General features: G+C 46.3%; 24 protein-coding genes and 1 pseudogene. 10 read left to right on the top strand and 15 right to left on the bottom strand.

Annotated features, from left to right (window positions below; all coding sequences use genetic code 11):
• Positions 1 to 211 precede the first annotated feature (211 nt).
• The 4 genes from KT99_RS12445 to KT99_RS12430 all read left to right on the top strand — a co-directional run bounded on the left by KT99_RS12445 (position 212) and on the right by KT99_RS12430 (position 3,659).
• The gene (locus tag KT99_RS12445) at positions 212 to 1,447 is read left to right on the top strand and encodes an OmpP1/FadL family transporter (RefSeq protein ID WP_005500573.1); all 1,236 of its coding nucleotides are present in this window, start codon (positions 212 to 214) and stop codon (positions 1,445 to 1,447) included.
• Between the two features lie 169 nt (positions 1,448 to 1,616).
• Positions 1,617 to 2,333 carry an SIMPL domain-containing protein gene (locus KT99_RS12440; protein ID WP_005500572.1) on the top strand — a complete coding sequence of 239 codons (717 nt, stop codon included), beginning with the start codon at positions 1,617 to 1,619 and terminating at the stop codon, positions 2,331 to 2,333.
• Between the two features lie 256 nt (positions 2,334 to 2,589).
• Complete coding sequence (locus tag KT99_RS12435; RefSeq protein ID WP_005500571.1) at positions 2,590 to 2,964, top strand: rhodanese-like domain-containing protein; 375 nt, start codon at positions 2,590 to 2,592, stop codon at positions 2,962 to 2,964.
• A 338-nt stretch (positions 2,965 to 3,302) separates the two neighbouring features.
• Positions 3,303 to 3,659, top strand: coding sequence for a VF530 family DNA-binding protein (locus KT99_RS12430; RefSeq protein WP_005500570.1), 357 nt, complete (start codon positions 3,303 to 3,305; stop codon positions 3,657 to 3,659).
• A 75-nt stretch (positions 3,660 to 3,734) separates the two neighbouring features.
• On the opposite strand, the gene KT99_RS12425 is transcribed toward KT99_RS12430, so the two are convergent.
• Positions 3,735 to 4,250: a malate synthase gene (locus KT99_RS12425; RefSeq protein ID WP_005500569.1), complete on the bottom strand. Its 516-nt coding sequence runs from the start codon at positions 4,248 to 4,250 to the stop codon at positions 3,735 to 3,737.
• 106 nt (positions 4,251 to 4,356) lie between these two features.
• Here KT99_RS12425 and KT99_RS12420 point away from each other — a divergent pair, with 106 nt between their 5' ends.
• Entirely contained in the window at positions 4,357 to 5,886 is a 1,530-nt protein-coding gene (locus KT99_RS12420; RefSeq protein ID WP_040571947.1) for a DUF3612 domain-containing protein, read from the top strand.
• A 65-nt stretch (positions 5,887 to 5,951) separates the two neighbouring features.
• On the opposite strand, the gene KT99_RS12415 is transcribed toward KT99_RS12420, so the two are convergent.
• Positions 5,952 to 6,488: a zinc-binding dehydrogenase gene (locus KT99_RS12415; protein ID WP_005500567.1), complete on the bottom strand. Its 537-nt coding sequence runs from the start codon at positions 6,486 to 6,488 to the stop codon at positions 5,952 to 5,954.
• Positions 6,489 to 6,521: 33 nt separating this feature from the next.
• Positions 6,522 to 6,683, bottom strand: coding sequence for a hypothetical protein (locus KT99_RS22900; RefSeq protein WP_232504298.1), 162 nt, complete (start codon positions 6,681 to 6,683; stop codon positions 6,522 to 6,524).
• A gap of 61 nt (positions 6,684 to 6,744) precedes the next feature.
• Between KT99_RS22900 and KT99_RS12410 the strand changes: the two genes are divergently transcribed.
• Positions 6,745 to 7,251: a substrate binding domain-containing protein gene (locus KT99_RS12410; RefSeq protein WP_005500564.1), complete on the top strand. Its 507-nt coding sequence runs from the start codon at positions 6,745 to 6,747 to the stop codon at positions 7,249 to 7,251.
• 15 nt (positions 7,252 to 7,266) lie between these two features.
• Here KT99_RS12410 and KT99_RS12405 read toward each other — a convergent pair whose 3' ends face one another.
• The 7 genes from KT99_RS12405 to KT99_RS12375 all read right to left on the bottom strand — a co-directional run bounded on the left by KT99_RS12405 (position 7,267) and on the right by KT99_RS12375 (position 14,030).
• Entirely contained in the window at positions 7,267 to 8,079 is an 813-nt protein-coding gene (locus KT99_RS12405; RefSeq protein ID WP_040571945.1) for a hypothetical protein, read from the bottom strand.
• Positions 8,080 to 8,344: 265 nt separating this feature from the next.
• A complete protein-coding gene (ribA, locus tag KT99_RS12400; RefSeq protein WP_005500561.1) occupies positions 8,345 to 8,962 on the bottom strand; it encodes a GTP cyclohydrolase II in 618 nt (205 codons plus the stop codon).
• A 298-nt stretch (positions 8,963 to 9,260) separates the two neighbouring features.
• On the bottom strand, positions 9,261 to 9,617 hold the full coding sequence (locus tag KT99_RS12395) for a YibL family ribosome-associated protein (RefSeq protein ID WP_005500560.1): 357 nt from the start codon (positions 9,615 to 9,617) through the stop codon (positions 9,261 to 9,263).
• A 114-nt stretch (positions 9,618 to 9,731) separates the two neighbouring features.
• Positions 9,732 to 10,205 carry an anaerobic ribonucleoside-triphosphate reductase-activating protein gene (gene nrdG, locus KT99_RS12390; protein ID WP_005500559.1) on the bottom strand — a complete coding sequence of 158 codons (474 nt, stop codon included), beginning with the start codon at positions 10,203 to 10,205 and terminating at the stop codon, positions 9,732 to 9,734.
• A 94-nt stretch (positions 10,206 to 10,299) separates the two neighbouring features.
• Positions 10,300 to 12,417, bottom strand: a complete 2,118-nt coding sequence (gene nrdD / locus KT99_RS12385; protein WP_005500558.1) for an anaerobic ribonucleoside-triphosphate reductase — start codon at positions 12,415 to 12,417, stop codon at positions 10,300 to 10,302.
• A 304-nt stretch (positions 12,418 to 12,721) separates the two neighbouring features.
• Complete coding sequence (locus KT99_RS12380) at positions 12,722 to 13,468, bottom strand: hypothetical protein (protein WP_005500555.1); 747 nt, start codon at positions 13,466 to 13,468, stop codon at positions 12,722 to 12,724.
• 112 nt (positions 13,469 to 13,580) lie between these two features.
• Positions 13,581 to 14,030, bottom strand: a complete 450-nt coding sequence (locus KT99_RS12375) for a MarR family winged helix-turn-helix transcriptional regulator (protein WP_005500552.1) — start codon at positions 14,028 to 14,030, stop codon at positions 13,581 to 13,583.
• Between the two features lie 169 nt (positions 14,031 to 14,199).
• On the opposite strand from KT99_RS12375, the gene KT99_RS12370 reads away from it, so the two are divergent.
• On the top strand, positions 14,200 to 15,198 hold the full coding sequence (locus KT99_RS12370; RefSeq protein ID WP_005500550.1) for an NADP-dependent oxidoreductase: 999 nt from the start codon (positions 14,200 to 14,202) through the stop codon (positions 15,196 to 15,198).
• Positions 15,199 to 15,361: 163 nt separating this feature from the next.
• Here the strand turns inward: KT99_RS12370 and rssA are convergent, their stop codons facing one another.
• Both rssA and KT99_RS12360 read right to left on the bottom strand, forming a co-directional pair.
• Entirely contained in the window at positions 15,362 to 16,297 is a 936-nt protein-coding gene (rssA, locus tag KT99_RS12365; RefSeq protein ID WP_005500547.1) for a patatin-like phospholipase RssA, read from the bottom strand.
• A 69-nt stretch (positions 16,298 to 16,366) separates the two neighbouring features.
• Entirely contained in the window at positions 16,367 to 16,564 is a 198-nt protein-coding gene (locus KT99_RS12360) for a hypothetical protein (protein ID WP_005500545.1), read from the bottom strand.
• Between the two features lie 178 nt (positions 16,565 to 16,742).
• On the opposite strand from KT99_RS12360, the gene KT99_RS12355 reads away from it, so the two are divergent.
• From KT99_RS12355 to KT99_RS12345, 3 genes are all read left to right on the top strand, one after another.
• Positions 16,743 to 18,080, top strand: coding sequence for a DEAD/DEAH box helicase (locus KT99_RS12355; RefSeq protein WP_005500542.1), 1,338 nt, complete (start codon positions 16,743 to 16,745; stop codon positions 18,078 to 18,080).
• Positions 18,081 to 18,185: 105 nt separating this feature from the next.
• Entirely contained in the window at positions 18,186 to 18,644 is a 459-nt protein-coding gene (locus KT99_RS12350; RefSeq protein WP_005500540.1) for a DUF3010 family protein, read from the top strand.
• A gap of 89 nt (positions 18,645 to 18,733) precedes the next feature.
• Positions 18,734 to 19,243 (top strand): M48 family metallopeptidase, encoded by a 510-nt coding sequence (locus tag KT99_RS12345; protein WP_005500538.1) that lies wholly within the window; start codon positions 18,734 to 18,736, stop codon positions 19,241 to 19,243.
• A 1-nt stretch (position 19,244) separates the two neighbouring features.
• Here the strand turns inward: KT99_RS12345 and KT99_RS12340 are convergent, their stop codons facing one another.
• The 3 genes and pseudogenes from KT99_RS12340 to KT99_RS12330 form a co-directional block, all read right to left on the bottom strand.
• Positions 19,245 to 20,489 (bottom strand): peptidoglycan DD-metalloendopeptidase family protein, encoded by a 1,245-nt coding sequence (locus KT99_RS12340; RefSeq protein ID WP_005500537.1) that lies wholly within the window; start codon positions 20,487 to 20,489, stop codon positions 19,245 to 19,247.
• Positions 20,490 to 20,886: 397 nt separating this feature from the next.
• Positions 20,887 to 23,943 (bottom strand): AAA family ATPase, encoded by a 3,057-nt coding sequence (locus KT99_RS12335; protein ID WP_005500535.1) that lies wholly within the window; start codon positions 23,941 to 23,943, stop codon positions 20,887 to 20,889.
• A pseudogene (locus KT99_RS12330) lies at positions 23,940 to 25,083 on the bottom strand (exonuclease SbcCD subunit D). Before KT99_RS12330 ends, KT99_RS12335 begins: the two are co-directional and overlap by 4 nt.
• Positions 25,084 to 25,223: the final 140 nt, after the last annotated feature.

The raw sequence follows: 25,223 nt of genomic DNA, 5'->3' as shown, positions 1-25,223 counted from the left end.
CAGCTCACGCTTGAAATACACACACATCAATAGCCTTAAAGCTCATGATTTAATTAACAAAAATGCAACTGACATTTGCAACTGGTCGGAGTTGTCGACAGATAAGTCCATCCCTAAGATGCACTGGTCTAACAAGTGGACTCGCATCAAACTTAAAAAAGCGGATAAAAGCTGAGTGTGAATTTCCGGTCCTAAAATTACAGAGATGATAATGATGAAAAACTTCAACAAGACTTTATTAGCTATCGCCGTTACGCTTGCAAGTTCACAAGCTATGGCCGCTGGTTTTCAATTAAACAGTCAATCGGCTACCGGTCTAGGTCGAGCTTTCGCTGGTGATGCCGTCATCGCCGACAACGCTTCGGCAATGGCACGTAATCCAGCGGCTATGGCACTGTTTGATACGACCTCCATCAGTGTTGGCATGACTTATATCAATACCGATGTGACTCTCTCCGACGCTCAGTACTCGTTAGCACCTATGGGCTCATCGAACCCACAGGCTATCCCTGATGTATCAGATATAGGTGGCGCCAGCTTAGTACCCAATATTTTTATCGTACATCCACTAAATGATAAGTGGGCCGTCGGTTTCGGTACCTACTCTAACTTCGGTACTACTACCGAATATCCTGATGATTTTGCCGCCGAGCTGTTCGGAGGCACCACCAAGGTTCGTAGCGTCAACATACAGGCAAGCGTCTCATATCGCATCAATGAGCAGTTCAGCTTAGGTGCTGGTATCGATGTGATCAAGGGCTCAGGTAATCTTCAACGTGAATTCATGGGCAACACCATTCTAGATGTTGATGCCGAAGGCTATGGGATCGGCTGGCATGTTGGCGCCATCTATGAAGTCAACGAAAACCACAGGTTCGGTTTAAGCTACCGCTATAGTCCAACCATCAAGGCTGAAGGTGATTTTCAGTATTTGGGTCAAAGTGCCGCAGATGATACTTTGCACTTACCTTTACCTGCCATGGCTGAATTTTCTGGCTTTCACCAGTTAACCAATCAGTTTGCCCTGCATTACTCGGCACAATTCATTCAATGGAGTGCATTCGAAACTTTAGACACGGACGAGTTCGGTACAATTAAAGAATATAACTGGCGTGATACCTGGCATCTATCTTTAGGTGGTACTTACACCATCAATGATACCTGGACGGCTCGTGCTGGTTACATGTATGACATGGGCGCCATTGATCAGATCAAATCAATCGCCATCCCAGATTCAGATCGTCAATGGTTCTCAGCAGGCCTGACTTATAGCCTGAACAAACACTCAGATATTGATTTAGGTATCACCTACCTGATGGGTGAAGATGTTAATGTTACCGAGACTCAGTATCTGCCTCCGTCAGACATGCCGTTCGTCGCGCAAATTAATGGTACAACCCGAGCTAACGCTTGGTTATACGGAATTCAGTACAGCTATAAGTTCTAAACTTACACTGAATGTCTCGCTAGATTTCGTTCAAGCCGCACTGAGTGCGGCTTTTTGCGGCCTGAGAAAAAACATCACTATCTGCGCTGATTAACACTTCTTAACTAGATTTCAATAGTAAAAAAACTATATTATCCTTTTAGGTTTCCACTCAAGGAATTGGATTGACATGAATAAAAACAACGCGATAAGTGCACTTATATTAGGTTCCTTACTCTGTCTTGGCTTGGCATTGCTGGGCTATGGCATTGGACATAGCCTGATCGAGATGAAATCAATGGAAAGAACGGTTACCGTCAAGGGGCTGGCAGAACAGGAGGTTAAGGCCAATATCGCTATCTGGCCGATTAGCTTCACCGAAGTCGACAATGATCTCACCACCTTATATCAAACGGTGCAAACTCAGACAGACAAGGTGATCTCCTTCCTGCTTAAACAAGGGTTTTCTATCGATGAGATATCCAGCTCTCAGCCCTCAATCGAAGACAGACAAGCACAGGGATATGTCGATCCCAATGTGAAATATCGCTACGCCGCCAAAGTGACCATCTCTATCTACACCAAGCGAGTCGATCTTCTCTTAGAAAGCAGACAAAATATGCTCGAGCTGGCCAAAGAAGGCATTGCCATCTCCAGTCAAGATTACAACAGCAGGACAGAGTTTCTGTTCACTGAACTCAATTCAGTCAAGCCTGCTATGGTGCAAGCCGCTACAACCAATGCCAGACAAATAGCCGATAAGTTTGCCCAAGACTCAGACTCGGTACTCGGCAAGATAAAGAGTGCCTCTCAGGGCCAATTCAGTATCTCCGATAGGGACAGTAATACCCCTTATATCAAGCGAGTGAGAGTCGTCTCCACCTTAACTTATTATCTCAAAGATTAGTGAGCTTAAGTGGCATTGATTCCCCCGGTGTAAGGATACTTGGGCACACATTTACCCTATGCCTTGCGAACGCTATACTGATTAATAGTAGCTTAAATAGTTGCCGGCGCTTGCTCTGCTTAATGCATTAGCAATGCGCCCAATACTTATAAGTTAAAAGTATAGAGATTAAAAATATCCAAGCTAGCTCGTCATATTCATTCATAAACATTAGGAAAATAAAGTGAACAATCCGATAAATTCCGCCCATAGAAGTATGCAAAACCACAGCTTTATGATCATTTTCGCATTACTTAGCCTCTTGATGAGTCAATTCGCCTTGGCGGCAGATAAGGACCCAAGAGTCGCATGGGATAAGATAGATGCGGGTGCCACAGTGATCGATGTCAGAACGGCAGAGGAGTTCGCAGCGGGACATTTAGATAACGCGATCAACATCCCTTTCGAACAGATCGCCGCTAAAATTAACACGCTCGACATCGCCAAAGACACTCATATTGTACTCTATTGTCGCAGTGGCCGACGCAGCGGTATCGCTTTCGATACCTTAGTCGCGGAAGGTTTCACTCAGAGCTACAATGGCGGTGGGTTTGAAACCTTGAGCCAGTTTAAGCAAGATGACAAACAATAATTAAGCCTAGTTCATCATGATCTGTCGATAACTCACTAAGCCTTGTTAAGAGTTATCGATACTTTATACTACACCTAACCTAGAACACAGGCCCTTCAGACTTACACTTTTAAGCCAGTGACTAAATACACATCCAAGTTTACCTTAACCCTATGACAAACCTTAGTCATTGAAGTTGATCCCCTTCATCAATATTACTTTTCAGTAAACCTATTCGGCTTTATCGATGTTGTTGAGGGCGCATGTGCCCTCTTTTTCCTCTTACGCTAAAACCTCCCTGTTCAATCTTGCTCGATAACTGATATAATTAACTCAATATCAATTAATCTAATGAACTCATGACCCAAGTAAACAATCCACTACATGGTATCAAGCTAGAAAACCTACTCACCGATTTAGTCGAACATTATGGTTGGGAAGAGCTAGGCGATCGCATCGATGTTCGTTGCTTTAATCATGACCCAAGTATTAAATCCAGCTTGCGCTTCCTGCGCAAGACCCTCTGGGCGAGAGAGAAGGTTGAATATCTTTATTTAAAGATGAATAAATTACCTTTACCGGAAAAAAAGCCAAGAGATGATCACTATCAGGCCAGTGATAAGAGCCTACGAGCGGCGAGTAACAGGTTAAATGCTCACTCTGATAACAATAGCGATGATGACAATCAGCTCAATACCAATATCTGGGGAAGCTAACTTTACATTAAACACAAAAAAGCCGGAGTGACCTTAGCGTCTGTCCGGCTTTTCTATATCAATAATTAGCCATCATCAGCCCTTAAGCGAATACTCGCTGCCATCTTTCGCGGTGAAAATTTGCGCAGATTGTGAGTTTTCAATGATTCGCTTCTCTTCAATATTGAGTAAGCTAATCCAATATTCATGGCCTTCGAGCCTGACATCATCTATGTGAGCCTGATCTTTAATTCCTGTCTTGCCGCCACGATCGAAACTCAGCTCCACATGGGTGCCGTTACTGTTAAGCAAGATAGCTTCAGGTTCACTCTTATGGCCGTTTAGCGCAACAAATTGCCCTGAATGCTTCAGACCCGTATGGGTTCCGTCGGCAAAAAACATCAACAGCTGCTGATAGTAAACCAGGTAACTGCGCACCTCTTTATGGAAACCTTTAGCTAATGGAAAGGTATTGTCCAGAAACTGTTTGGCATTCGCCATAGTGTCAGCATCGGTGACTGCTTCAGCAGTATTCACATTGACAATTCCAGCATTGATAAGGTTGGTAAAGTTTTGCTCGCCATACTCATTACTGATAGTTGATATATCCATAGCCTTATCCTCTCATATTCATTCTTTGTCGATTGCTTAATTTGTAGTCTAGCTAATTTTTGGCTACAATTTGACAATTAAAATTTTACAGTGTGAATTTTACAAAATGAGAACAACAAAAAGCTTAATGCGAAAGTCACATTTTTTGGGTACTAAGATCCGTAACCTAAGAAAAAGAAACCATCTCACCATGGAAGATCTTTCTGCTCGTTGTGTGCGGGTCGACTCGGAAACCGCCCCCTCAGTGTCATACCTGTCTATGATAGAACGCGGTAAACGAGTGCCCAGTGCTGACATGTTAGCCGTCATCGCAGCGGTATTTCAGAAAGAGGTCGATTGGTTTTTAGATGATGTACCTGAAGAGCACGCTATCACGCCAGATAAAGGCCGCCGTGGTGGCATAAACGGCATGGCACTGGAGCCAAGCTTTTTGTTTTCCAAAGATATATTACAAATTGCCATACCTGAAATGTTGTCACAAACTGGGGTCACCGGACGACAGTTTGCTCATCTTTTGATCCGCGCCCATCAGGAGCATCATCAGAATCACTTCCCGGATCTCGAACGTGCGGCCGAAGAGATAGGACAGAAACGCCTGCCACTCGCCCTGGAAGATATCATGGATATCGCTAAGGGCATGGGCCTCAAGATAAAATGGATCGACCGGGCCCCAAAAGATGTTATCGATGAGATGGGGGCCTGCTCCACTCAGCTGGTGACCTCATTTTTTAAACCACCTTCGACCATCTATATCAATAAACAGCTGAAATCTAACCCAAGTCGACTCAAGTATGATCTGGCGGTGCACATAGGCCACTGTGTATTGCACAACAAGGATGGATTGAAATCTGTACTCACCACAGGACGAAGTCAGATCAGTACCGAGATGGACAATGGCACACCACAATCTTCGACTGTCAATGCACAGGACATTCTCCACGCCTGGCGTGATTTTGAATCCAGTTTCTTCGCCGGCGCCCTGCTTTGCCCAAAAGTCCCTTTCAGGCAGATGTTAGATCGTCATGGCTATGAGATAAATGTTCATCAGAAAGTGGGGGTGTCCGCATCGGTTGCCATGCGCCGCATGACGGTTGTCTCTCCCTATCCCCACTGGCACTATTTCGATGCCTATGCGCCGGGGAAATTAAAAGCCGTCTATCGCGGCAACGGTATTCCACTTCCCTGGGGCAACATGCGCTTAGTTCAAGACCCCTGTCAGCATTGGGCTGTATTTAGAAAGATCAATGAAGCCAGTGCAGGCTCATCTGCACAACTGTCGATACTCGATGTTGGCAATGAGCCTAGGATCTACAGCTGTGAGTCGATAAGAGTAAAAGACATGGCGGGCAACAATCACGTACTCTGTGCCGGCATAGATCTTAACCCCGCTATCGAAGCTCAGGGAGGAGACGCTAATGCGATAGCCGCAGAATTAAAACAAGCTTGCGTTAAGCATGGTGGCGAAGCCGAGATCCCCAAGGCCATAAAGAAAGACTTAACCAGTGTGGCTAAAATTCTCAATATCAACTGGGTCGAGCGAGGCATAGATACCCAAGCCAGGCTCATCTGCTCCCGAGGTGCAGTCTGTCCTCGCCAGCCAACTTGTTATGAAGCTGGCAAGTCGCTGTGTAAATAGATAATTGAATTGATGAAACAAAGAGCCGTCACTATGCTTTGGCTCTTTGCTTCTTTATTGTTCAACTACACTGTTAATGCTATTTTGCCAACTGCCACGCCGGATTCTAAACGGGCATGTGCTTCGGCGACTTGCCAGATAGTAAAGTCAGACTCATCGAGCAGAGGTTTGATAATGCCTGAGTCCACCAACTTGGCTATCTGAGTTAAGATCTCACCGTGAGATTTTCGATTAATGCCTTCGACCATAGGGATAAGCATAAGCACGCTATGAAAGCTCAGACTCTTCAATGCCACCTGTAATACATTATCGATGGGTAAAGTGGTGGCAACAGCACCATTAAATCGAGCGGCTTCGAAGCTGAGTTGAATATTGTCACCGGCCACGGGATCTAATATGGCATCGAACCCCACGCCATTGGTGTACTGTTGAACATAGTCTGACACAGACTGCGCCTTGATATCGACTAAGTGATCGGCGCCTATACTCGCGGCAAGCTGCATATTACGCGGCGTCGATGTTGCGGTGACCTCGGCGCCAAGATGCTTAGCCAATTGAATAGCCACATGACCGACCCCACCCGTCGCACCATGGATCAGCACCTTATCACCTTGCTTTACCTTGAGTTTATGACATTAGCCTTCCCATGCAGTAATAGACACCAAAGGCAGCACGGCAGCCTCTCTCATGGTCAAGGTTTTAGGCTTAAGAGCCATTAAATCGACATCGACCAACATAAATTCCGCTAACGCACCATCGATACCGGCAATTCCCCCCCGCACAGCCATAAACCTCATCGCCAACCTTGAAGTTACTCACATCATCGGCCACTTCAGTCACAATTCCTGCAACATCACCGTGGAGGAGAATGTTGATATCGCCATACGCAGCGGTCACCTGCCGGACTCAAACTTGATCGCCCGCAAACTGACCGATAATAACTTCTTGCTCTGCTCAAGCCCTCAATACATTACTCGTCATGGACTGCCACTGTCAGCCAACGACCTGCATAAATTTGATTGTATAAGATATGGCTATGCCGGCTGGCGTGAGTGGTTCGTGATGAAAACTGAGCCCCAGCTTACTTTTAAAAAATTGACCATATCAGCAGGGCTCACGGTCAACTCAGTCAATGGCCAGAAACAGCTATTATTGAATGATGCAGGTTTTGCCTTAATTCCACTGTGGGCGGTGAAGGATGAGTTGAAAAATGGCAGTTTAGTCCGAATACTTGAGCAGGAGCGATTTAGTCCTTGCACCCCTTTGAGCTCAACCTATGCGCTTTACCTAAAGCGAGAATTGATCTCACCTAAAATCAGGGTATTTTTGGATTTTCTCCGAGACAAGCTAGATGCAGCAATCTAGATGCGAATATAACGCCTAGATAGGAAACTCGAAAATCAAACGCCATACCTTGACGCCATCGCCGGCCCGAACACTGAGACCCAAGCGGTCAATTCCCATCCAATCCCAAAGGATTGGCTTAGAAAACGCTAAGGTCGCGCCCACTTCTAAACTATTCGATACCAAAACATCTTCACCGAATGGCGTAGCGAACCTGAGTTTATCGAAATACCAATAACCAGTAACAAACACCCTAGGCTCGACATCGACGCCTAACAAATCCCAGCGCCAATGCATATTTGTCCCTATATCGATACCAGATTGCAGTGCAGAATAGGTCTCACTCTGAGTGCCATCGAAGCTGGCATAGCCAGCGAAAAACAGTCGATTAACCCAAACAGGTGCTGACTGCCTTAATTCAAGATCCAATAAGCTGGAGACACCAGCTGAATAGATAGCGACATGGGTGCCCGAGGTAAAATTAGTACCGTAGCCAAGATCGACATAGGTTTGAAATTCATGATCCTCAGAGGTACGGAGACGATATTCGAGACCCGGCGTTATCGTCATGGTGCCAACGCTGGAAGGCAGATCACCGTCAGGAAGATCGCTCCATTTAAAATTGAAGAAACCCAGAGATAGCGGAGTACGCAGGGTAAGAGACTCAGTATCATTGTTATAGAGTTCGAAACTGATGGGAATGTTAACCACAGTGGCGTTCTGCCCTGAAGTTTGATAGATACCACTGCCGAGATAATTTGCAAACGCGTAATGGGTAAAATCTTCTTCGGCATCGACAGAAAAAGATCCAAGCAGGGTTAACGCGATAAGGACTGATTTCAGAACCATATATAATACCATTCCATATAAGTATCTGGTCAGTTCAGAGACTCTCAGTTTTTTCAATTCAAGGCACATTGATGAGGAAATGGTTATTCCCTTTTAAGTCAATGTAACACGGAAGTGGAAATACTGAGAGCCTCACGCAGTGCGGGCTTCAAAGCCCTTTATGCTACGTTGAATGTTCAGATACTTACTCGGAATGGTATAGAGATTATATTATTAGTATGGCTCTGAATATAGCGACTGTATGAAGGGAAATCTACAACTTACATTACTCTTTGTCTTCATCAGCAAAATGATATTCGGACATCAGATGACCCAGTTGCGTAGACTTGGTCTTTAAGTAAGCCTCGTTATAACGATTTTTGCCCACTTGTAGCGGAATACGCTCGACGACCTCTATGCCCAAGTCTTGCATCGCTTTTACTTTGAGCGGATTGTTCGTCATCAACTTGACTTTCTGCACGCCAATCTTCTCCATCATAGGCAAGATCATATCGTATTTACGCATATCGGCAGGGAAACCCAATTTTTCATTGGCTTCGACGGTATTGGCACCCTGATCTTGCAGCTCATAAGCTCTGATCTTATTGAGCAAACCTATGCCACGCCCCTCTTGACGCAGATAAAGGAGAAAACCTTGACCCGCATCGGCAATATTTTGCATCGCAGTCTGCAGCTGAAAGCCACAATCACAGCGTAGACTGAATAGAGCATCACCCGTTAAGCATTCAGAATGAATACGCCCAAGGATCGTGCTCTGGCTGTCCAGTTCACCCAATGTCAGCGCAACATGCTCTTTTCCAGTCTCTGTATCTTCAAAACCATGCATAGCAAATTCGCCCCAAGGCGTCGGGAGTTTTGAAGAAGCGATATACTTGATCGACATGAAATAACCTTAAAGACTCTCTTTCCCTGAGATGACTATTATCAGAAAAACAACGAGAATGACCTGTGTCTAAAAACGACGGTTTTATAACCCTACCCTTCCACTCTATCTAGCAGTGAAGGGAGGAATATTATCTGCTTTTACCAGTAAGTGAAATACCCTAGCATTTTAATCGGCTATTGATTCACCTAATACTAGCATTCTCCCTACGTAGTGGAGAATGATACGCCTAACGACGATAGAAAAACATGATGTCGCTCACTAAAGAATAACCGTCTTAGCGGAATAAATTCGCTAGTTAAAATTCTTTTGGTGCGAAGCCTGTCACAACCTTGATACCCATTTCACGACCGAGTGCCGTCATAGGATGAACCACGACCAGCCCTCTGACAGATTTCTTCAGTTTGCCCATGTCAGCCTGCTCTGCTTTTGTCAGGGGACGCTTAAATTTCAAGCTCACTACCGAGCCACCTTCCTTACTCAACTCGCGGGTCTGTTGAGTCTTAGCGCTGGCAATACGCTTATTCACTGCGTTTATTTCCTGTCTAAATTGCAACATGATGCCTTTATCTCCGCGCTTTTCTGCTGCGGCAAATTTACGACGGAACTGTTCTAGCTTGTCGTTAAGTCCATGAAGCTCTTCTTTTAAATTCATGCTCGTGCCTTAAAAATATTCTGTAAAATGCAAAAACAGCCTCAATGTGCGGCTGTTTTTTAAAATGATTTGGAACCTATGGCCACCATTATAACAGTAACTGAATGAATACAGTTATCGCTTTTCTGCCAGATGGTGAATTACCTGATTGCTGCTACCACGAAAAACCAGACTGACATCTACATTTTCCTGCTCAAACTTGCCATCCACCAAGACATCGACATAATCTAGCACCCTCTTTTGCTCAGCGGATAACTCAGCTAATAGGTATCCGGTCCACAACCAAATATCTTTATCGGGACACTCATTTTTAACTCGTTGAACTAGGGCGAGTATCTCAGAGATGTTCTCAGGATAGAGAGGGTCGCCACCCGAGAGTGATAAGCCTCTGCGCTTAATTCGACTATCTTTCAGATCGTTAATGACTCGCTGCTGCATCTGTAAATCAAATCGATGACCATGATCTGGATTCCATGTACTTTGATTATAGCAGCCACGGCATTGATGCTCACAGCCGGAAACAAATAGAGTCGCCCTCGTTCCCGGTCCATTAATGACATCTACCGGGAAATATTGATGGTAATTCATAGCACAATTCCAACCTATCGAGTCAATAGATAAGGCGCTACTGACTCAGTAACGCCTTGTTTTTTTTGCTGCATAAATAAGCGCGGCAGATTGATTAAAGGTGCTTAACCCGACGCTTCACTTCTTCTTGCTTACCAAAGTTAAAAGGCCTCGCATCGGGACTGCCTAAGTAACCACAGACTCTACGAGTCACAGAGACCCGACTCGGCTCATGATTACCACATTTAGGGCAGGTAAACCCCTTGCTGGTACATTCAAACTCGCCGGTAAAGCCACAGTCATAACACTCATCGATGGGCGTATTGGTGCCGTAATATGGCACTCGGCTATAGCTGTAATCCCACACATCTTCTAATGCCTCGAGATTGTTCTGCATATTAGGATACTCGCCGTAGCAGATGAAACCGCCATTGGTTAATGCTGGATATGGCTGCTCAAAATCCAACTTGTCGTATGGATTAACTTGCTTTTCAACATCGAGATGAAAGCTATTGGTGTAATAGCCTTTCTGCGTCACCCCTTCGACCACGCCAAAGACCTGAGTGTCGAGCTTACAGAAACGGCTACAGAGATTTTCACTCGGTGTGCTGTAGAGACTGAAGGCATAACCCGTCTCTGCTGTCCACTTTTTGGTCGCCACTTTCATATACTCGATGATTTCGATGGCTTTTTGACGCAAGATTTCACAATCATAAACATGCTTATCCGTGCCGTAGAGGGCATTGATCGTCTCATGTAATCCAATATAGCCCAGAGAAATGGAGGCGCGACCATTTTTGAATATACTTGAGATATCATCATCGGCTCTAAGTCTTACTCCACAAGCCCCTTCCATATACAGGATTGGCGCCACACGCGCTTTCACGCCTTCTAAACGCTCAATTCTGGTATCCAGAGCCTTACGGGCAATGGCGAGCCGCAGATCTAAGATACGATAAAATTCCGCTTCATCGCCCTTGGATTCCAGCGCAATCCTTGGCAGATTTAGACTCACCACACCTAAGTTATTACGACCTTCGTGGATCAGCTCACCCTCTTCTTCATAGGTTCCAAGGAAGCTACGGCACCCCATAGGGGTCTTGAAGGAGCCGGTGACTTTTACGACTTGCTCATAGTTGAGGATATCCGGATACATGCGAATCGTGGCGCATTTAAGCGCAAGTTGCTTGATATCATAGTTACAGTCACCCACCTTGTGATTGATGCCGTCACGAATGGCAAAGACTAGCTTAGGGAAGACTGGCGTCTTACGCTTTTTACCCAGACCCGCAATACGAATCTCCAGCATAGATGACTGAATGAGGCGAGACTCCCAGGAGGTGCCTAAACCGAAACCTAAGGTGACAAAGGGTGTCTGTCCATTGGCCGTATGTAAGGTATTGACCTCATACTCCAGAGACTGGAACGCATCATGGCACTCTTTTTTAGTCTGCGCGGTAGCAAAGGCTTTCGCATCTGTGATCCCCCAGTCCAACGCCAGCTGATACTGCTTGTCGTAACTCTTAGCGACAAAGGGAGCCAAGACTTCATCGATACGATTAATCGTGGTACCACCATAGATATGACTGGCTACCTGGGCGATGATCTGCGCCGTCACGGCCGTCGCCGTAGAGATAGACTTAGGCGTCTCAATCTCGGCGTTACCCATCTTGAAGCCATTAGTCAACATGCCACTGAGATCGATCAGCATGCAGTTAAACATGGGGAAGAAAGGCGCATAATCGAGATCGTGATAATGGATCTCACCGGACTCATGAGCGGCAACCACATCTTTGGGTAAAATATGTCGGGTGGCATAATGCTTAGCCACGATACCGGCTAACAAGTCGCGCTGAGTCGGGATCACTTTAGCGTCTTTATTGGCATTTTCATTCAGCAGTTCCGCATTGGTCTGATCGACTAAACCGCGGATTTCCTGATTCAATCGACTGCTTGTTTCACGATGCAGATCTCTATCATGACGATACTCGATATAGACGCGAGCGAGGGACTTATAAGGACCTTCCATCAAGTGATTCTCGACCAAATCTTGTAACTCGTGAATATCTATCTCAGCATGCTCAGCCACACATTTAGCCACAGAGGCCGCAACACTCACGGCGTAACTCTTGTCTTCAATACCTGCCGAGTTCGCTGCAGCCACGACAGCGTCTCTAATCCTTGTTTCGTCAAAAGGCGTGCGGTAACCATCCCGCTTAATAACCACTGGCATTGTTCAATCTCTCCTCAAGTGACGTCGAAATTAACACCATATATAGTGTTAATTTAACCGTGTGACACAATATGCTGTGTATTAAGCTACAAAGTCATAGAAAGAACATTGATCGAGATCATGATTTTAAGGATAGGTTTAACGAGAAATCATTCCTGCCAACAAGACCCCTTATTGATAAGAGTGGTCTTGACCTTAGGAATGAAGCAAGCTAGATGGACTGGCAGATAGAACAAATGAGAGAAGTGAAACAAAAGTATTCGAAAATGTGGATAAAACTGCAGAAACTGACATAGTCAGAGTACTAAAACCTGCCGAGACTCAAGTAGCTATTTACCATGCCAACCGCCTGTTGATTTTCCCCCATAGAGGACGCCAATTGCATCATAGATTTAAGCCCCTGCCACTGCTCACGATCGCTCGATGACATCTGGGTATCACTCTTAAGATAAATATTCAATTGCGCCGATACCCGGGTCGCTTGCTGACCCACCTCTTTACTCTGAGCATTATCCATCTGATTAAGCACGCTCTGTGCATCATCGAGCAGGCTAATCAAGACACCTGTCATGCCTTGGGTATCGCCACTCGCGGTTAACTCTTCACGCTTATCTTGAATGAATGCCTTAAAATCATCGGGCTGGCCTTGAACTTCTGGCAACTCGAAGCCGCCTTCTGACAGACGATTCAACTGGGTATCTGACAAGATCCCGTCTTGATACAGGCGTTGAATAAGTTTTGGCAGGTCGGCAGCAGAAAAGTCACCCGTAGAAAAGAAGTCTTTTGCCATGGCTTCAATTTTTTGTGCCCTAGCCGCCCTAGGCGACAGTGACACCGACTCATCTTTAATCCCATCCCTATTGAGTCCGGTCGCCGCTTCTTTCGATTGACTCAGGCTGACCTTATCACTGCTCGAGCCCGCTTCAGTCTGATGACTGTTAACACCATAACTATCGGCCAGGCTGGTACTCTTGGCCCCACCTGCATTAGCGTTGCCTGCGGCGATAGTCCCTGAGTTAATTTGGCTGCCAAGGTTAGTGATTGGATTCATTGTCAAAATACCGACATAAAAAGAGGTATGCAGCTATTAAGCAGGAAACATGCCATAACATAGATTAAACCAGCGTTAGTTAACAGAAAACCATAATAAAATTGAAATTAACTTATGCTTTCCTGTTTAAGTCTAGGGTGAGGGTCATGCACATCTTCCTCAGAGACTCAATTTCAGGCTCAGAGAGGGTGACTTTATCGAGCAAGACTTGCTTGAGTGCTAATGCCTCTTGTTTCAGCGCTAGCCCCTCAGCAGTGGTTCTGATGACCTTCTTACGCTCATCTTCGGCGTCGATGGCACGGATCAATAATTCTTTGGTTTCTAACCGCTTGACTATAGGAGTCAAGCTACCTAAATCCAGACGCGTCGCCTGAGACAGTTGCGTCAGACTGACGCCATCATTTAGCCATAGCGCCTGCATCACCAGGTATTGTGGATAGGTTAAGCCACACTCATCCAGCAAGGGGCGATAGGCACGCACTAGGGCATTACCTGCGGTATACAGGGCAAAACAGACGCTGTCCGACAAACAACTGCTTGTTTGTGTATCGTCTGCGTTCATTTTTGAATGAAGATTATCGGTCACTATTCATACCTTAGGCGTTATGCAGCATTTTACTTGATTAAGTTTACACATTGAACTTTTAATTTGCGCGCAAACTAGTTGCGCGATAAAAAGTTTAGGTGTAGAGTTTACCACAATTAATTAGCGCACAAAGCAAAGAGGTTTTATGAACGCCAACCAGATCCTATTAGACTCTCGCCCAGAGGGGTTGCCTACAGCAGATAATTTCAAGCAGACATCGGTGCAATTGCCGGCTATCACCAAAGGTGAGTTTCTGGTTAAAAACCTATGGATGTCGGTAGACCCATACATGCGTGGTCGCATGATAGACAGAGAGAGCTATATTGCACCATTTCAGATAGGCCAGGTACTGGAAGGCGGTTCGATAGGCGAGGTGATTGAGTCCAATAATCCTCAGTTTCCTATCGGCACTAGAGTCAGTGCCATGCACGGCTGGCGTAGTCACTATGTCACCGATGGCAGCGAGCATACTCGGCTGCCAAATACACCAATGAGTGAATCTCACTTCCTCGGTGTATTGGGGATGCCCGGCATGACTGCATGGACAGGTTTGACCCGAATCGCCGCCTTAAAAGAGGGAGACACACTATTTGTATCTGGCGCAGCCGGTGCAGTAGGCAGCGTCGTGTGCCAGCTCGGTAAATTAATGGGGGCCAAGGTGGTCGCTTCCGTTGGTAGCGACGAGAAGGCCGCTTATCTGCGCGACTTAGGCGTAGATGCGGTGATTAATTATCAGACGACAAAGGATCTCAGCGCAGCACTGAAACAAGCCGCCCCCCAAGGCATAGATGTCTATTTTGAAAATGTCGGTGGGGAGCATCTTACCGCCGCACTGAACAACATGAATGACCACGGCAGAATCGCGGTGTGCGGCATGATCTCTCAATACAACGATACAGCGCCGACTCCAGGCCCGAATAACCTGGGCATGATCATCATCAAGAAGCTTAAAATTGAAGGCTTCATCGTGTTCGAACACTGGGATCATTATCCTGAATTTGCCAAAAAGATGGGTCAATGGTTAGCGACGGGTACCGTCAAGGCCGAACAGACAATCTACCAAGGACTCGAGCAGGCACCGGCTGCCTTCATCGGCTTATTCGAAGGTAAGAACCGCGGCAAGATGTTGGTCAAACTCGACTAGTACTATTCGGCTTAATGTTGAGGATACTAGCAATGTTAAAGGGCCCGAATAGGCCCTTTTTGTATATGATGTACTTATCCCTAGAGGTTATGAAAGGCCTAAGAAGGGATTGATGCCCAGCATATTAATGGTTTTCTCGTAGTACTGATGAGCAAGTACATATTTAATACTTGCTCAGTATCGCTTCTATCTGATGTCTGGCATGTTTCACCGCCAACTCCCCCGCCGCTATCGCCTCCACTGCACGATGAAATTCCATGGTGCCTATATCACCGAGATCTGGGATCAGACAGATATCCGGTGGATCGCCCATGAGTCTGGCGCGTTTATGGCGCTGCTCGAGAATATCCATAGATTGTGACATCACCGCCAACATACCAGGATCTGAGCGGCTGCTCTTGGTAAATTTTTCGCTAAGGTGGCTGACATATTCCCGGCCACGAGCAAGCAGATCCATAAAGCCAGTATCTTGATGCTCCTGTGCTTTGACACTCTCCTCAAGTGATGGCTTATTACAGGTCATGTCCACAGGCAAGACCTGCATACGACCTCGGCGCTGACCGTTCAGATCGACCGCTATGACCACATCGACGCCCATGGCTCTGCTGACGGATACGGGAACCGGGTTGACCACGGCGCCATCCACCAGCCAACGTTCACCCACTTTAACCGGCGGCAATATGCCTGGCATGGAGCAGGATGCACGAATGGCATGGCGAAGATCTCCCTCCCTAAACCAGATCTCCTGACCCGAGTAGAGATCGGTAGCCACGGCAATCATGGGCTTATTGAGATCTTCTATCTGTAGATCGCCGATGCGACTCTGAATCACATCGAAGACCTTATCGCCTCCAATAAGCCCGCCTTTGCGCCAACTCAGATCTATCAGGCCTAAGACGTCCCAGCTGGAGAAGCTTCTCACCCAATGTTCGAGTTCATCTAGCTGATCATTGGCATAAGCGGCACCGACAAGCGAGCCGATAGAGCAACCCGACACTTTATCTGGATAAATTCCCATCTCGGCGAGTCCATTGAGCACGCCAATATGAGCCCAGCCCTTGGCAGCTCCACTGCCCAGTGCGATCCCAACTGTTGCCATTCATTCTCTCCAAAGCAATTCTTCTAGATATAAAAAAGCCAATGCATCAACATCGGCTAATATTACACACTAAACGCGCTTATCCAAAATAGGATAATTAACCCAGCCGCCTTTGGCACCAAGATAGAAGAAACTGTCATCCGGTACAGTTAAGGCCTCATTGGCCTTAACCTCGTTAACTTGAGCCATAACAAAAAATGAACTGCTTGCCAGCAATGATATGGCCAAAATTTGAACAAGCAAGGAAGTGCGCTGCAACGAATACATTATCTAATCCTTTATCTAATGAGTGAAAGCCAAGCAGAAATAAACCTTGATCACCTTGAGATATGCTCGTCCATTCGCTTAAAGAGCATGCAAACCGATCATCATTGCGTGATGTTTATGGCCCAAGCTACTAAAGTCAGGTTATAATACGCAGTCGAATCAAACTTGGAGTACACCTTTGCAATTTACCGATTTTTCACTGGATAAACGTCTGTTAAATACGCTCGATCATATGGGCATTGAAACGCCTACAGAGATCCAGCAGCAGGCTATACCAGTAGGTCTGTCAGGAAAAGACCTGATGGCGTCATCAAAAACAGGCTCAGGTAAAACCTTAGCGTTTTTGTTACCGGCGATGCAGAGGATAATTTCGACCAGGGCATTGAGTAAAAGAGATCCTAGAGTGTTGATTTTATTACCAACACGAGAACTTGCCAACCAGGTTTATGGCCAGCTTCGTTTGTTAGTCGCCAACACGCAATACAAGGCGATGAAGATATTGGGCGGTGAGAACTTTAACGATCAAGCAAAGTTACTGGCTCGTGACCCACACTTCGTGGTGGCGACTCCGGGTCGCTTAGCGGATCATCTCGCCCAGCACCATTTACATCTAAACGGCCTCGAACTGCTTATCTTAGATGAAGCCGACCGTATGTTAGATCTCGGCTTTGCCGAACAGCTAAAAGCGATTAACAAGGCCGCCGATCATAAACGTCGCCAAACCTTGATGTTTTCGGCCACCTTAGATCATGGTCTGATTAGTAATATCGCCGCCGAATTACTCAAGTCTCCTGAGCATGTGGATATCGGCGCGGGTAATATCGAAAACCAAGATATTACCCAACGCATCTATCTTGCGGATCACTTAGATCACAAGGAAGCCTTGCTCGACAGTATCTTAAACAATGAGACTCATAAGCAGATCATCATCTTCACCGCAACACGTGACGATACCGACAGGTTAGCGACTAAATTAGCCGCATCCGGACACAAAACCGCATCACTAAGCGGTAACTTGAAGCAGAGTGCCCGCAACCAGATCATGGATCAATTTAGCCGCGGCCTGCAAAAAATATTGGTCACCACAGATATAGCATCACGAGGACTCGATCTTCTCAATGTCTCCCTAGTGATTAACTTCGATATGCCAAAATTTGCCGAAGAGTATGTGCACAGAATTGGTCGTACGGGTCGTGCAGGGGCTAAGGGTGATGCCATCTCTTTCGTCGGCCCTAAAGATTGGCTCAGCTTCAAGCAAATACAGGTATTCCTGCGTAAGACATTCGAATTCACGGTTATCGATGGTTTAGCCGCTAAATTCTCTGGTTTGAGAGATAAGCCAAAAACCGACAAGAGAACTAAGGTAACAGCCAAGAAAACCACGGTAAACAAAGCTAAGCGCAAGGCTAAGCCTAAGCCTAAGAAGCAAGATAAGCGCTTTATCACGGGTATCGATGTCGGTGATGCTCCTATGCTAAGAAAGCCAAAATCAAAACTCCAGGAAACACCTGAGTAAACTAAACAGTTAAATAGCCGCTAAACTAGTTTGGCGGCTGAGTATCAATTTACGATTATCCGCTAACGTAAAATAGCGTGATCAAGAATATTTTTAAGGGTTAACATGAGAGTTTGTGGCGTAGAGTTAAAAGGCGGTGAAGCGGTAATTAACTTGTTGAGCTATGAAGGCGAGACATTTAATGTACCTGATTGTCGTCAGCAATCATTCATCATTTCACATTCAGAAACCACCGAATCGATTCGTGAGTTTCAATTTGCTTTTAAGAAGCTAATGGAAGATTACCATGTCGATAAAATCGTGATCATTTCACGCGAGCAAAAAGGTAAACTGGCCGGTAGTGCCACTACCTTCAAGGTCGAAGCCGCCATTCAGCTGCTCGACTTGCCAGTTATCTTAATTTCACCAGTGACAGTCAAAGAGCGCCTGAAGCGCAATCCACCTCAGGTAGATTTCGAAGGTCTGGGGCTAAAACGTTTCCAGAAGCCTGCATTTGATGCGGCATACGCTTACCATAATCAGCATATTTTTAATGTTTGGGATAATGACCAATCAGACAGCTAAGTTTTTATGACTGAAGCAGCTAAGTGAATATGAGGGCTAAACGCCCTCTTTTTTATGCCTTTAAAAAACAACCTATATCAGATTAACTCATGGAAAATCAGCTTAAATACCTCAACGGTTACCGCCAAGAAATAAAAGATCAAGTTGCTAGCTTACTTGAAAATGGCAAACTTCAGTCTGTGCTGTTGAGCCGTCATGGGGATATCCACAATATTCGTACCGACAAGGCCCTATACGATTACACCATAGCAATAAAGAACCGCTACCTACGTAAGTCTCAGCCCCTGTCGAAAGTCCAATATGACGATAAAATTTCCCTCAGCCATCAGGCATTGGGATTACACTCCTTCGTGTCCCGAGTTCAAGGCCGTAAGACTAAGGCAAAGAATGAAATTCGTATTTCATCCCGGTTAAAACGTGTCCCTGAATCTCTGCTAAGAATGGTGGTGGTTCACGAATTGGCGCACCTGAAAGAGAAAGATCACAACAAGGCCTTCTATCAACTCTGTTGTCATATGGAAGGGGATTACCATCAGCTGGAGTTTGATCTTAGGCTGCTACTGACCTTAGTCGAACACGATCAGAACCCATACACCTAGCTTAAGCCTGACCCATTATCATCTTACGTACCTTGACCAGTTGTTCGAACTCATTCATCTGCTTTTTAGACAGCTTACTGGACATGGGAATATTGGCTGTCATTGGGTTCACGGGACGACCATTGACATGAAACTCATAATGCAGATGCGGGCCGGTTATGCGCCCGGTATTGCCCGAGAGGGCTATGACCTGGCCCCGAGTAACGCGTTGTCCTTTATGAACTAAGGCTTTCGACAAGTGCAGATAGCGAGTTCGGTACTTATTACCATGCTGTATCACCACATATTTACCGGCATACCTATGGTTAGTCACCAGAGTGACGATGCCATCACCGGGAGCGATGACCTTAGTGCCGATTGGCGTGGCGAAATCGGTACCATTATGAGGTGACGTCCGCCCTGTCACTGGGTGATGGCGATGACGATTAAAACGTGAACTTATGCGGTAGTTTTTCAGCAGCGGAATACGCTGAAATGCACGTGACAGGCTGCGGCCCTGATCATCGTAAAAATTACCATCACTATTTTGAAAGGCGGTAATGTCACTGCGACCACGATGAATAGTGATACCTAGAATATCACTGGCACCCGTTGCCGTACCATCGATAAACTGATCGTTCATCAATACCGAGAATCGGTCACCGGCACGCAGATCTCGAGAAAAATTGAGTTTCTCCTTTAGCAGAGACTCGATACGCTGGATCTCTCCAGCGTTTAACCCTATCTTCTTGGCCGAAACATAGAAAGACCCGTGGATCTCGCCAGAGACACTGCGATTGCGCCAGAACCCTTCGATATTGATATCATCGACATTGAAGCTGCCGTCATCGAAACGAGTAAACACCACTTGATGTGCCGCAGAGAAGTAGAGCTGTAACTTTTCAAGTTCTCCCTTGTCATCGAGCCAGAATTTTATCTGGTTACCCGGCTTTAACGTATCTAATGCCAACACATTTAAGTCGGCCTCTAATACCCGGTACATGGTTTGCTGATCCACGCTAGCCTGCATGAAGAGCCCGCTCAGCGTATCGCCACTGGTGATCTTATGCATAAAATCTGGCCTAGTGATGATGTTTTCTACTCGAGTCCTAGGTTTAAGCTGAGTAATCAAGCTGTCGATATCTAAATCGATCGGAATGCGCTGGGGCATCGATTGGTTATTCGTCGGCCATAGGATAGCTGCGGCGATGATGAGTCCCCCGCCCAGCATGACTTTCTTATTAAAATTAGACTCTTGTAAAGACAAGAACGCCTGAATATTCGATAGCGGTGACTTTAAAAAAGCAACCTTAAGAAATGAAATTTTACCCGTTCGCAACTTGTAGCCCCATCTAACTTATTTTGTTTTAGTACAAAAAAACCGGAGCTATCCTGTCAACAAAGTGTCATCCATTCTTGGCGTGAGTGATATAAGTCTTGTTATATCACGGTATGACACACGGTTTTGTTACATTTATATAAATTTGGCTTGTTCATCCATAGGGATAAGCAATCGAGATAACTTATACCAAAATTAAGACAAAGTACAAACTGATCGACTAGAGAATTTGAATAATTATCCTTAATGTGATTTATATTGCATTGGAACTATCTAGTTGAACAGAACCAATGCGTTAATTAACTGATTTTGAGCAAGCACTCGTTTAAGGAAGAACGATAACCGTTTTACTGCCTTGAGCTGTTTTAATGATATCGATGCGGGTGCCAATCTGTTCCTTCATCTCGGAGACATGAGAGATAACCCCTATCATGCGACCGGAAGATTGCAGATCCATCAAGGTGCGGATGGCTAAATCCAGCGAGTCTTGATCTAAGCTGCCGAAACCCTCATCGATAAACAGGGTATCGAGTTTAATCCCCCCAGCGTAAGCCTGCACAACCTCTGATAAACCCAATGCCATAGAAAGCGCCGCCATAAAGCTCTCACCGCCGCTCAGGGTCGCCACCGGGCGCACCTTAGAGGTGTAAGCATCTTCCACCTCGAGATCAAGCCCTGAAGCCTTATTGCCCTTGGCCCTATCCTCTTTACGTATCAGTCGATAGCGCCCCTTGCTCATCATCTGCAATCTATGACTCGCCTCGAGCAGCACATCATCGAGCAACACACTCAAGACGAAGCGCTGTAAGCTGATCTTGTTGCCCGTCTGTCCATTAGCCACTTGAGATAAGGTGCCGATAATGGCGTACTCATCTTCTAACTTCTTCGCATCAGCATCGGCTTCTTGCAGCAACTTCTGAGTCTGAGTGAGCTGACTCACCCTGCTCTGTAACACCTGCCAGCTTTGTTCAGCCTCACGCTGCTCAGTCTGACTCGTCGCCACGAGCGCCTCAGCATCGGTTAGCAGAGGTTTAACTTGCCCGTCTAACTTATTGCTTACTTGAGTAAGCGTGGTCTGATTAGCGATACAATCCTGCTGATACTTAGCAATCTCATCGGCTATATCTTTAAGCGCTTCAGTAGATAACAGAGCCTGGGTTAATGCCTGCTTATCACTAAATCCTGACTTGCCTAACTCAGCATTAAGCTCGGCTTGTGCCTTATTACTTTGCTCCCTTGCTTGAGTTAAATTCGACTCAGCCCCCGCTAATGCAGCAGACTGAGCCGCATCTTGCTCCAGTGCTTGTGTATGAGACTGACGTATGGTGTTTATCGCTTGCTGTAAACCAGTTAGATGATTCTGAGCTTGGTTTATCGCACTATTAAGCGCATCTATGCTGCGATATTGCTCAGGTATTGCTATGCAAGCTTGATCAGATTGGCCTTGAGCACTGGCTACTCGATTCTGTAGCTCATGAAAGATCTCTCGTTCAGCATCGAGTTGAGTTTGTAAATCCCTCTCCTTTGACTGCCAGTTTTGTATCTGCTGCCTGAGCTGAGATAACTCTTGAACTGCTACATTAGCTTGATTCACTTGCAGCTGCATTTTCTTGAGAAGCGACTGCAACGAGTCTAGGGAATGTGATGCCCACTCACCTAATTTTTGTGAATACTCCCCCCTAAGTTTCACTTGTTCCTGCAACTGTGCTTTAAGCCCTTTATAATCGGCTATGGCCTGGTTCAATGCACCTTTAGCAGCTTCACAGGCCTGCTTGCTTGACTCTAACTCATCCTTCGTCGGTAAAGTATGCTCACTATAAGCTGGCATTGGATGTACGTCGCTGCCACATACAGGGCAAGGCTCTCCGGGATTAAGCTTTTGCGCTAAGATGCTTGCCTGGCCTCGGTGCCAAAGCAACTGCAATTGATCGTAAGCCTCACCCTTATCTTTGGCATCACAACGAAGTTGCTTACCTTTCGCTTCGGCCTGCTTCAATGCCTGTTCTGTATTGTCGGCATGATGACTAGCAACTTGCCACTGCTGATAACGCTCAATCAGCTCACTTTGTGCCGTAAGCACTTGCTGAGCATTAACTTGCTCATTAGCAGTTTGCTCTAACAGGGGGATGTGTTGCTCGCCAGCCTGCCTTTGCTCCTTAACACCGGCTAATGTTACCTGACCTTCTATTCCTTTATTCTTGGCCTGGTCTCGTTCATTCGTTGCGAGGCTGAGCGCTTTTTGCAGGCTATCTAGCCCCTGAAGTTGCGGTACTAGTTGACTTAACTTTTGTTCTTCATTCTGTGCAAGTTGTAATTGCTGTTCTAATTCACTCAAGCTATCAAACTTACTTTGGCTGAGTGCCAGTGCCTGCTCACTGCGCTGCTTAGCAGCTTGAGCCTGAGTCACGCCTGATTGAGCATGAGTGAGTTCAGTTTCGCGAGCCTGTGATACATCTAAAACAGGTTTTAATTGCTGCGATTTTTGACCATTTTCTAAACTGAACTGACGCTGACCGATAGCCTCTTTTTGCTCTGATAAATGTTCTGCCGCCTGCTTAAGTTTGTCCTGAGCATCGAAAGCGTTAACCAGCAACTTGGCAGACTCAAACTGTTTATTGGCATCAATAAAGGCAAGACTCGCCTTCTCTTTACTCTCAACGGCTTGGGCTAACTTAGGTGAAAGTTCGGCCAGTTCAGTATTTAACCCTTCATCAGAATCAAGGGCTGAATTACGCAGCATACCGTCACGTATATTGCGCTGTTCGAGAACAGCCTTAGATATAGCCGATGCTTGCAACTTTAACTTATCTTCAATCTTGCGATAAATTTGCGTCTGAAACAGCTGGCTGAATATCTTCTCTCTATCTTTAGAGTCTGCCATCAGCAGTTCGCGGAACTTACCCTGGGGCAAGACCATCACCTGACGGAACTGGTCGGCATCCAGACCTGTGAGTTGTTCAATTTCAGCAGTAGCCTCAGAGACCTTACTCGCCACCAGCAGATGCTCGCTACCGTCACTATCAATACGATACAACTGAGCCTCAGGTTTCTGCACCGTGTAGCCATCACCACTTTTCTTGACGCGTTGCTGCTCGGGCACCCGGCGGATGCGGTATTGAATATCACCCAGGGCAAAACTAAACGTCACCTCGGTGAGTAGACTGTCGACGGCTAAGTCGCAGCGCATCTGACTGCCTTCACGCTCATCACCGGTCGTCTTACCGTATAGGGCGAAACAGATGGCATCCAAAAGCGTGGTTTTACCCGCGCCTGTCGGTCCGTTGATCAAAAATAATGGATTGGTGCCCAGCGCCGCAAAATCGGTTTCTTCGGTCGATGCGAAGGGGCCAAAGGCCGACATCACCAGTTTTAATGGTCTCATGATGCACTCTCCATCTGGTGTAAATCATCGATTACTGCAGTGATGGCCTGTTGTTGGGCCTCCGTCATTGGCTCACCGGATACCTGAGAGAAGAAGTCACTGAACATATCCAACTCACCCTTCTTGATATGATCCCGACTCAGTGCGACCTTGCCATTGTCCGCCATCAAGCCCGTACGCTCCAAGTGCAGCACATTAGGGTATACGCTTCTCAACTTACCCATGGCATCTAATATGGCGGCTTTATCTAACAGTCTCACCATCAGGTAATCTTCACGATTGACGTCTGTTTTTCCTTGCTCGAGTAACTCAGCCAATTGCCCTTCGATGATGCGCACATCTCGATAAGCCTCGAGCGGTAAAAGGCTGATATTTGCCACGCCCTGGGGATCTAACTCGACCAAGGTGACTGATTTGTGCTGATGCTGCTCACTGAAAGAGTACTTAAGCATGGAACCTGAATACCTGACATGCTCAGCCCCCTTATACTGAGGCCCATGGAGATGACCCAGCGCCGCATAATTAAACGGCGTAAATAAACTTGGAGAGATTCTATCCGCGCCGCCTATGCTCAGCGGACGCTCAGACTCAGACTCACTGCCACCATCGAGAAAACAGTGGCTGATCACCACTTTGGGTAAGCCTTGACTGTCATGAATATGCACTTGCTCAAGCAATTTAACCATGGCCTCTTCATGACTCGTCACCTCACACTCAAACACATGGCGCACAGTGGCGGGATCTGCGTAGGGCAAGCCATAAAAAACAGCACTGCCCTGCTTGCCTTTAAGCTCTATAGCCGCGACGTCTTGCTCAGCGACGTACGATGTGCAACCCGGCGCCCGCCATCTGTCTCGAGGCAAAACCAAGACGCTCATGGCCATCATGGTTACCGGCGATCATGATAATGGGTATCTTAAGTTCATTAACGAGACGATTCACCACCTCATCGAGCAGCGCCACGGCATTCGCCGGTGGAATAGACCTGTCATAGATGTCACCGGCAATAATCACCGCATCGACGTCATGTTCGACGGCGAAGTCAAGGATCTGATTTAACACGAAGCGCTGATCTTCGAGCAGATTCTGGTTATGCAGCTGCCTGCCGATATGCCAGTCTGAAGTATGGATAAATTTCATGCTTTCTCGTTTAAAAATGAGGGAGGTGGTGGAGTGTTCTAGTTTGGCTATAGTAAGAAAACTCGACTCGTTGCACAAGTATCCTAGCCACTAGCGCGATAACAAATAGTGGCACTTATCGGATAATAACTGGCTAAATC

It is taken from the genome of Shewanella benthica KT99 (genome assembly GCF_000172075.1).
Classification (GTDB): Bacteria; Pseudomonadota; Gammaproteobacteria; order Enterobacterales; family Shewanellaceae; genus Shewanella; species Shewanella benthica_A.
Note: the sequence above shows the minus strand (reverse complement) of the source record. Positions and strands in the feature narration are given on the sequence as shown.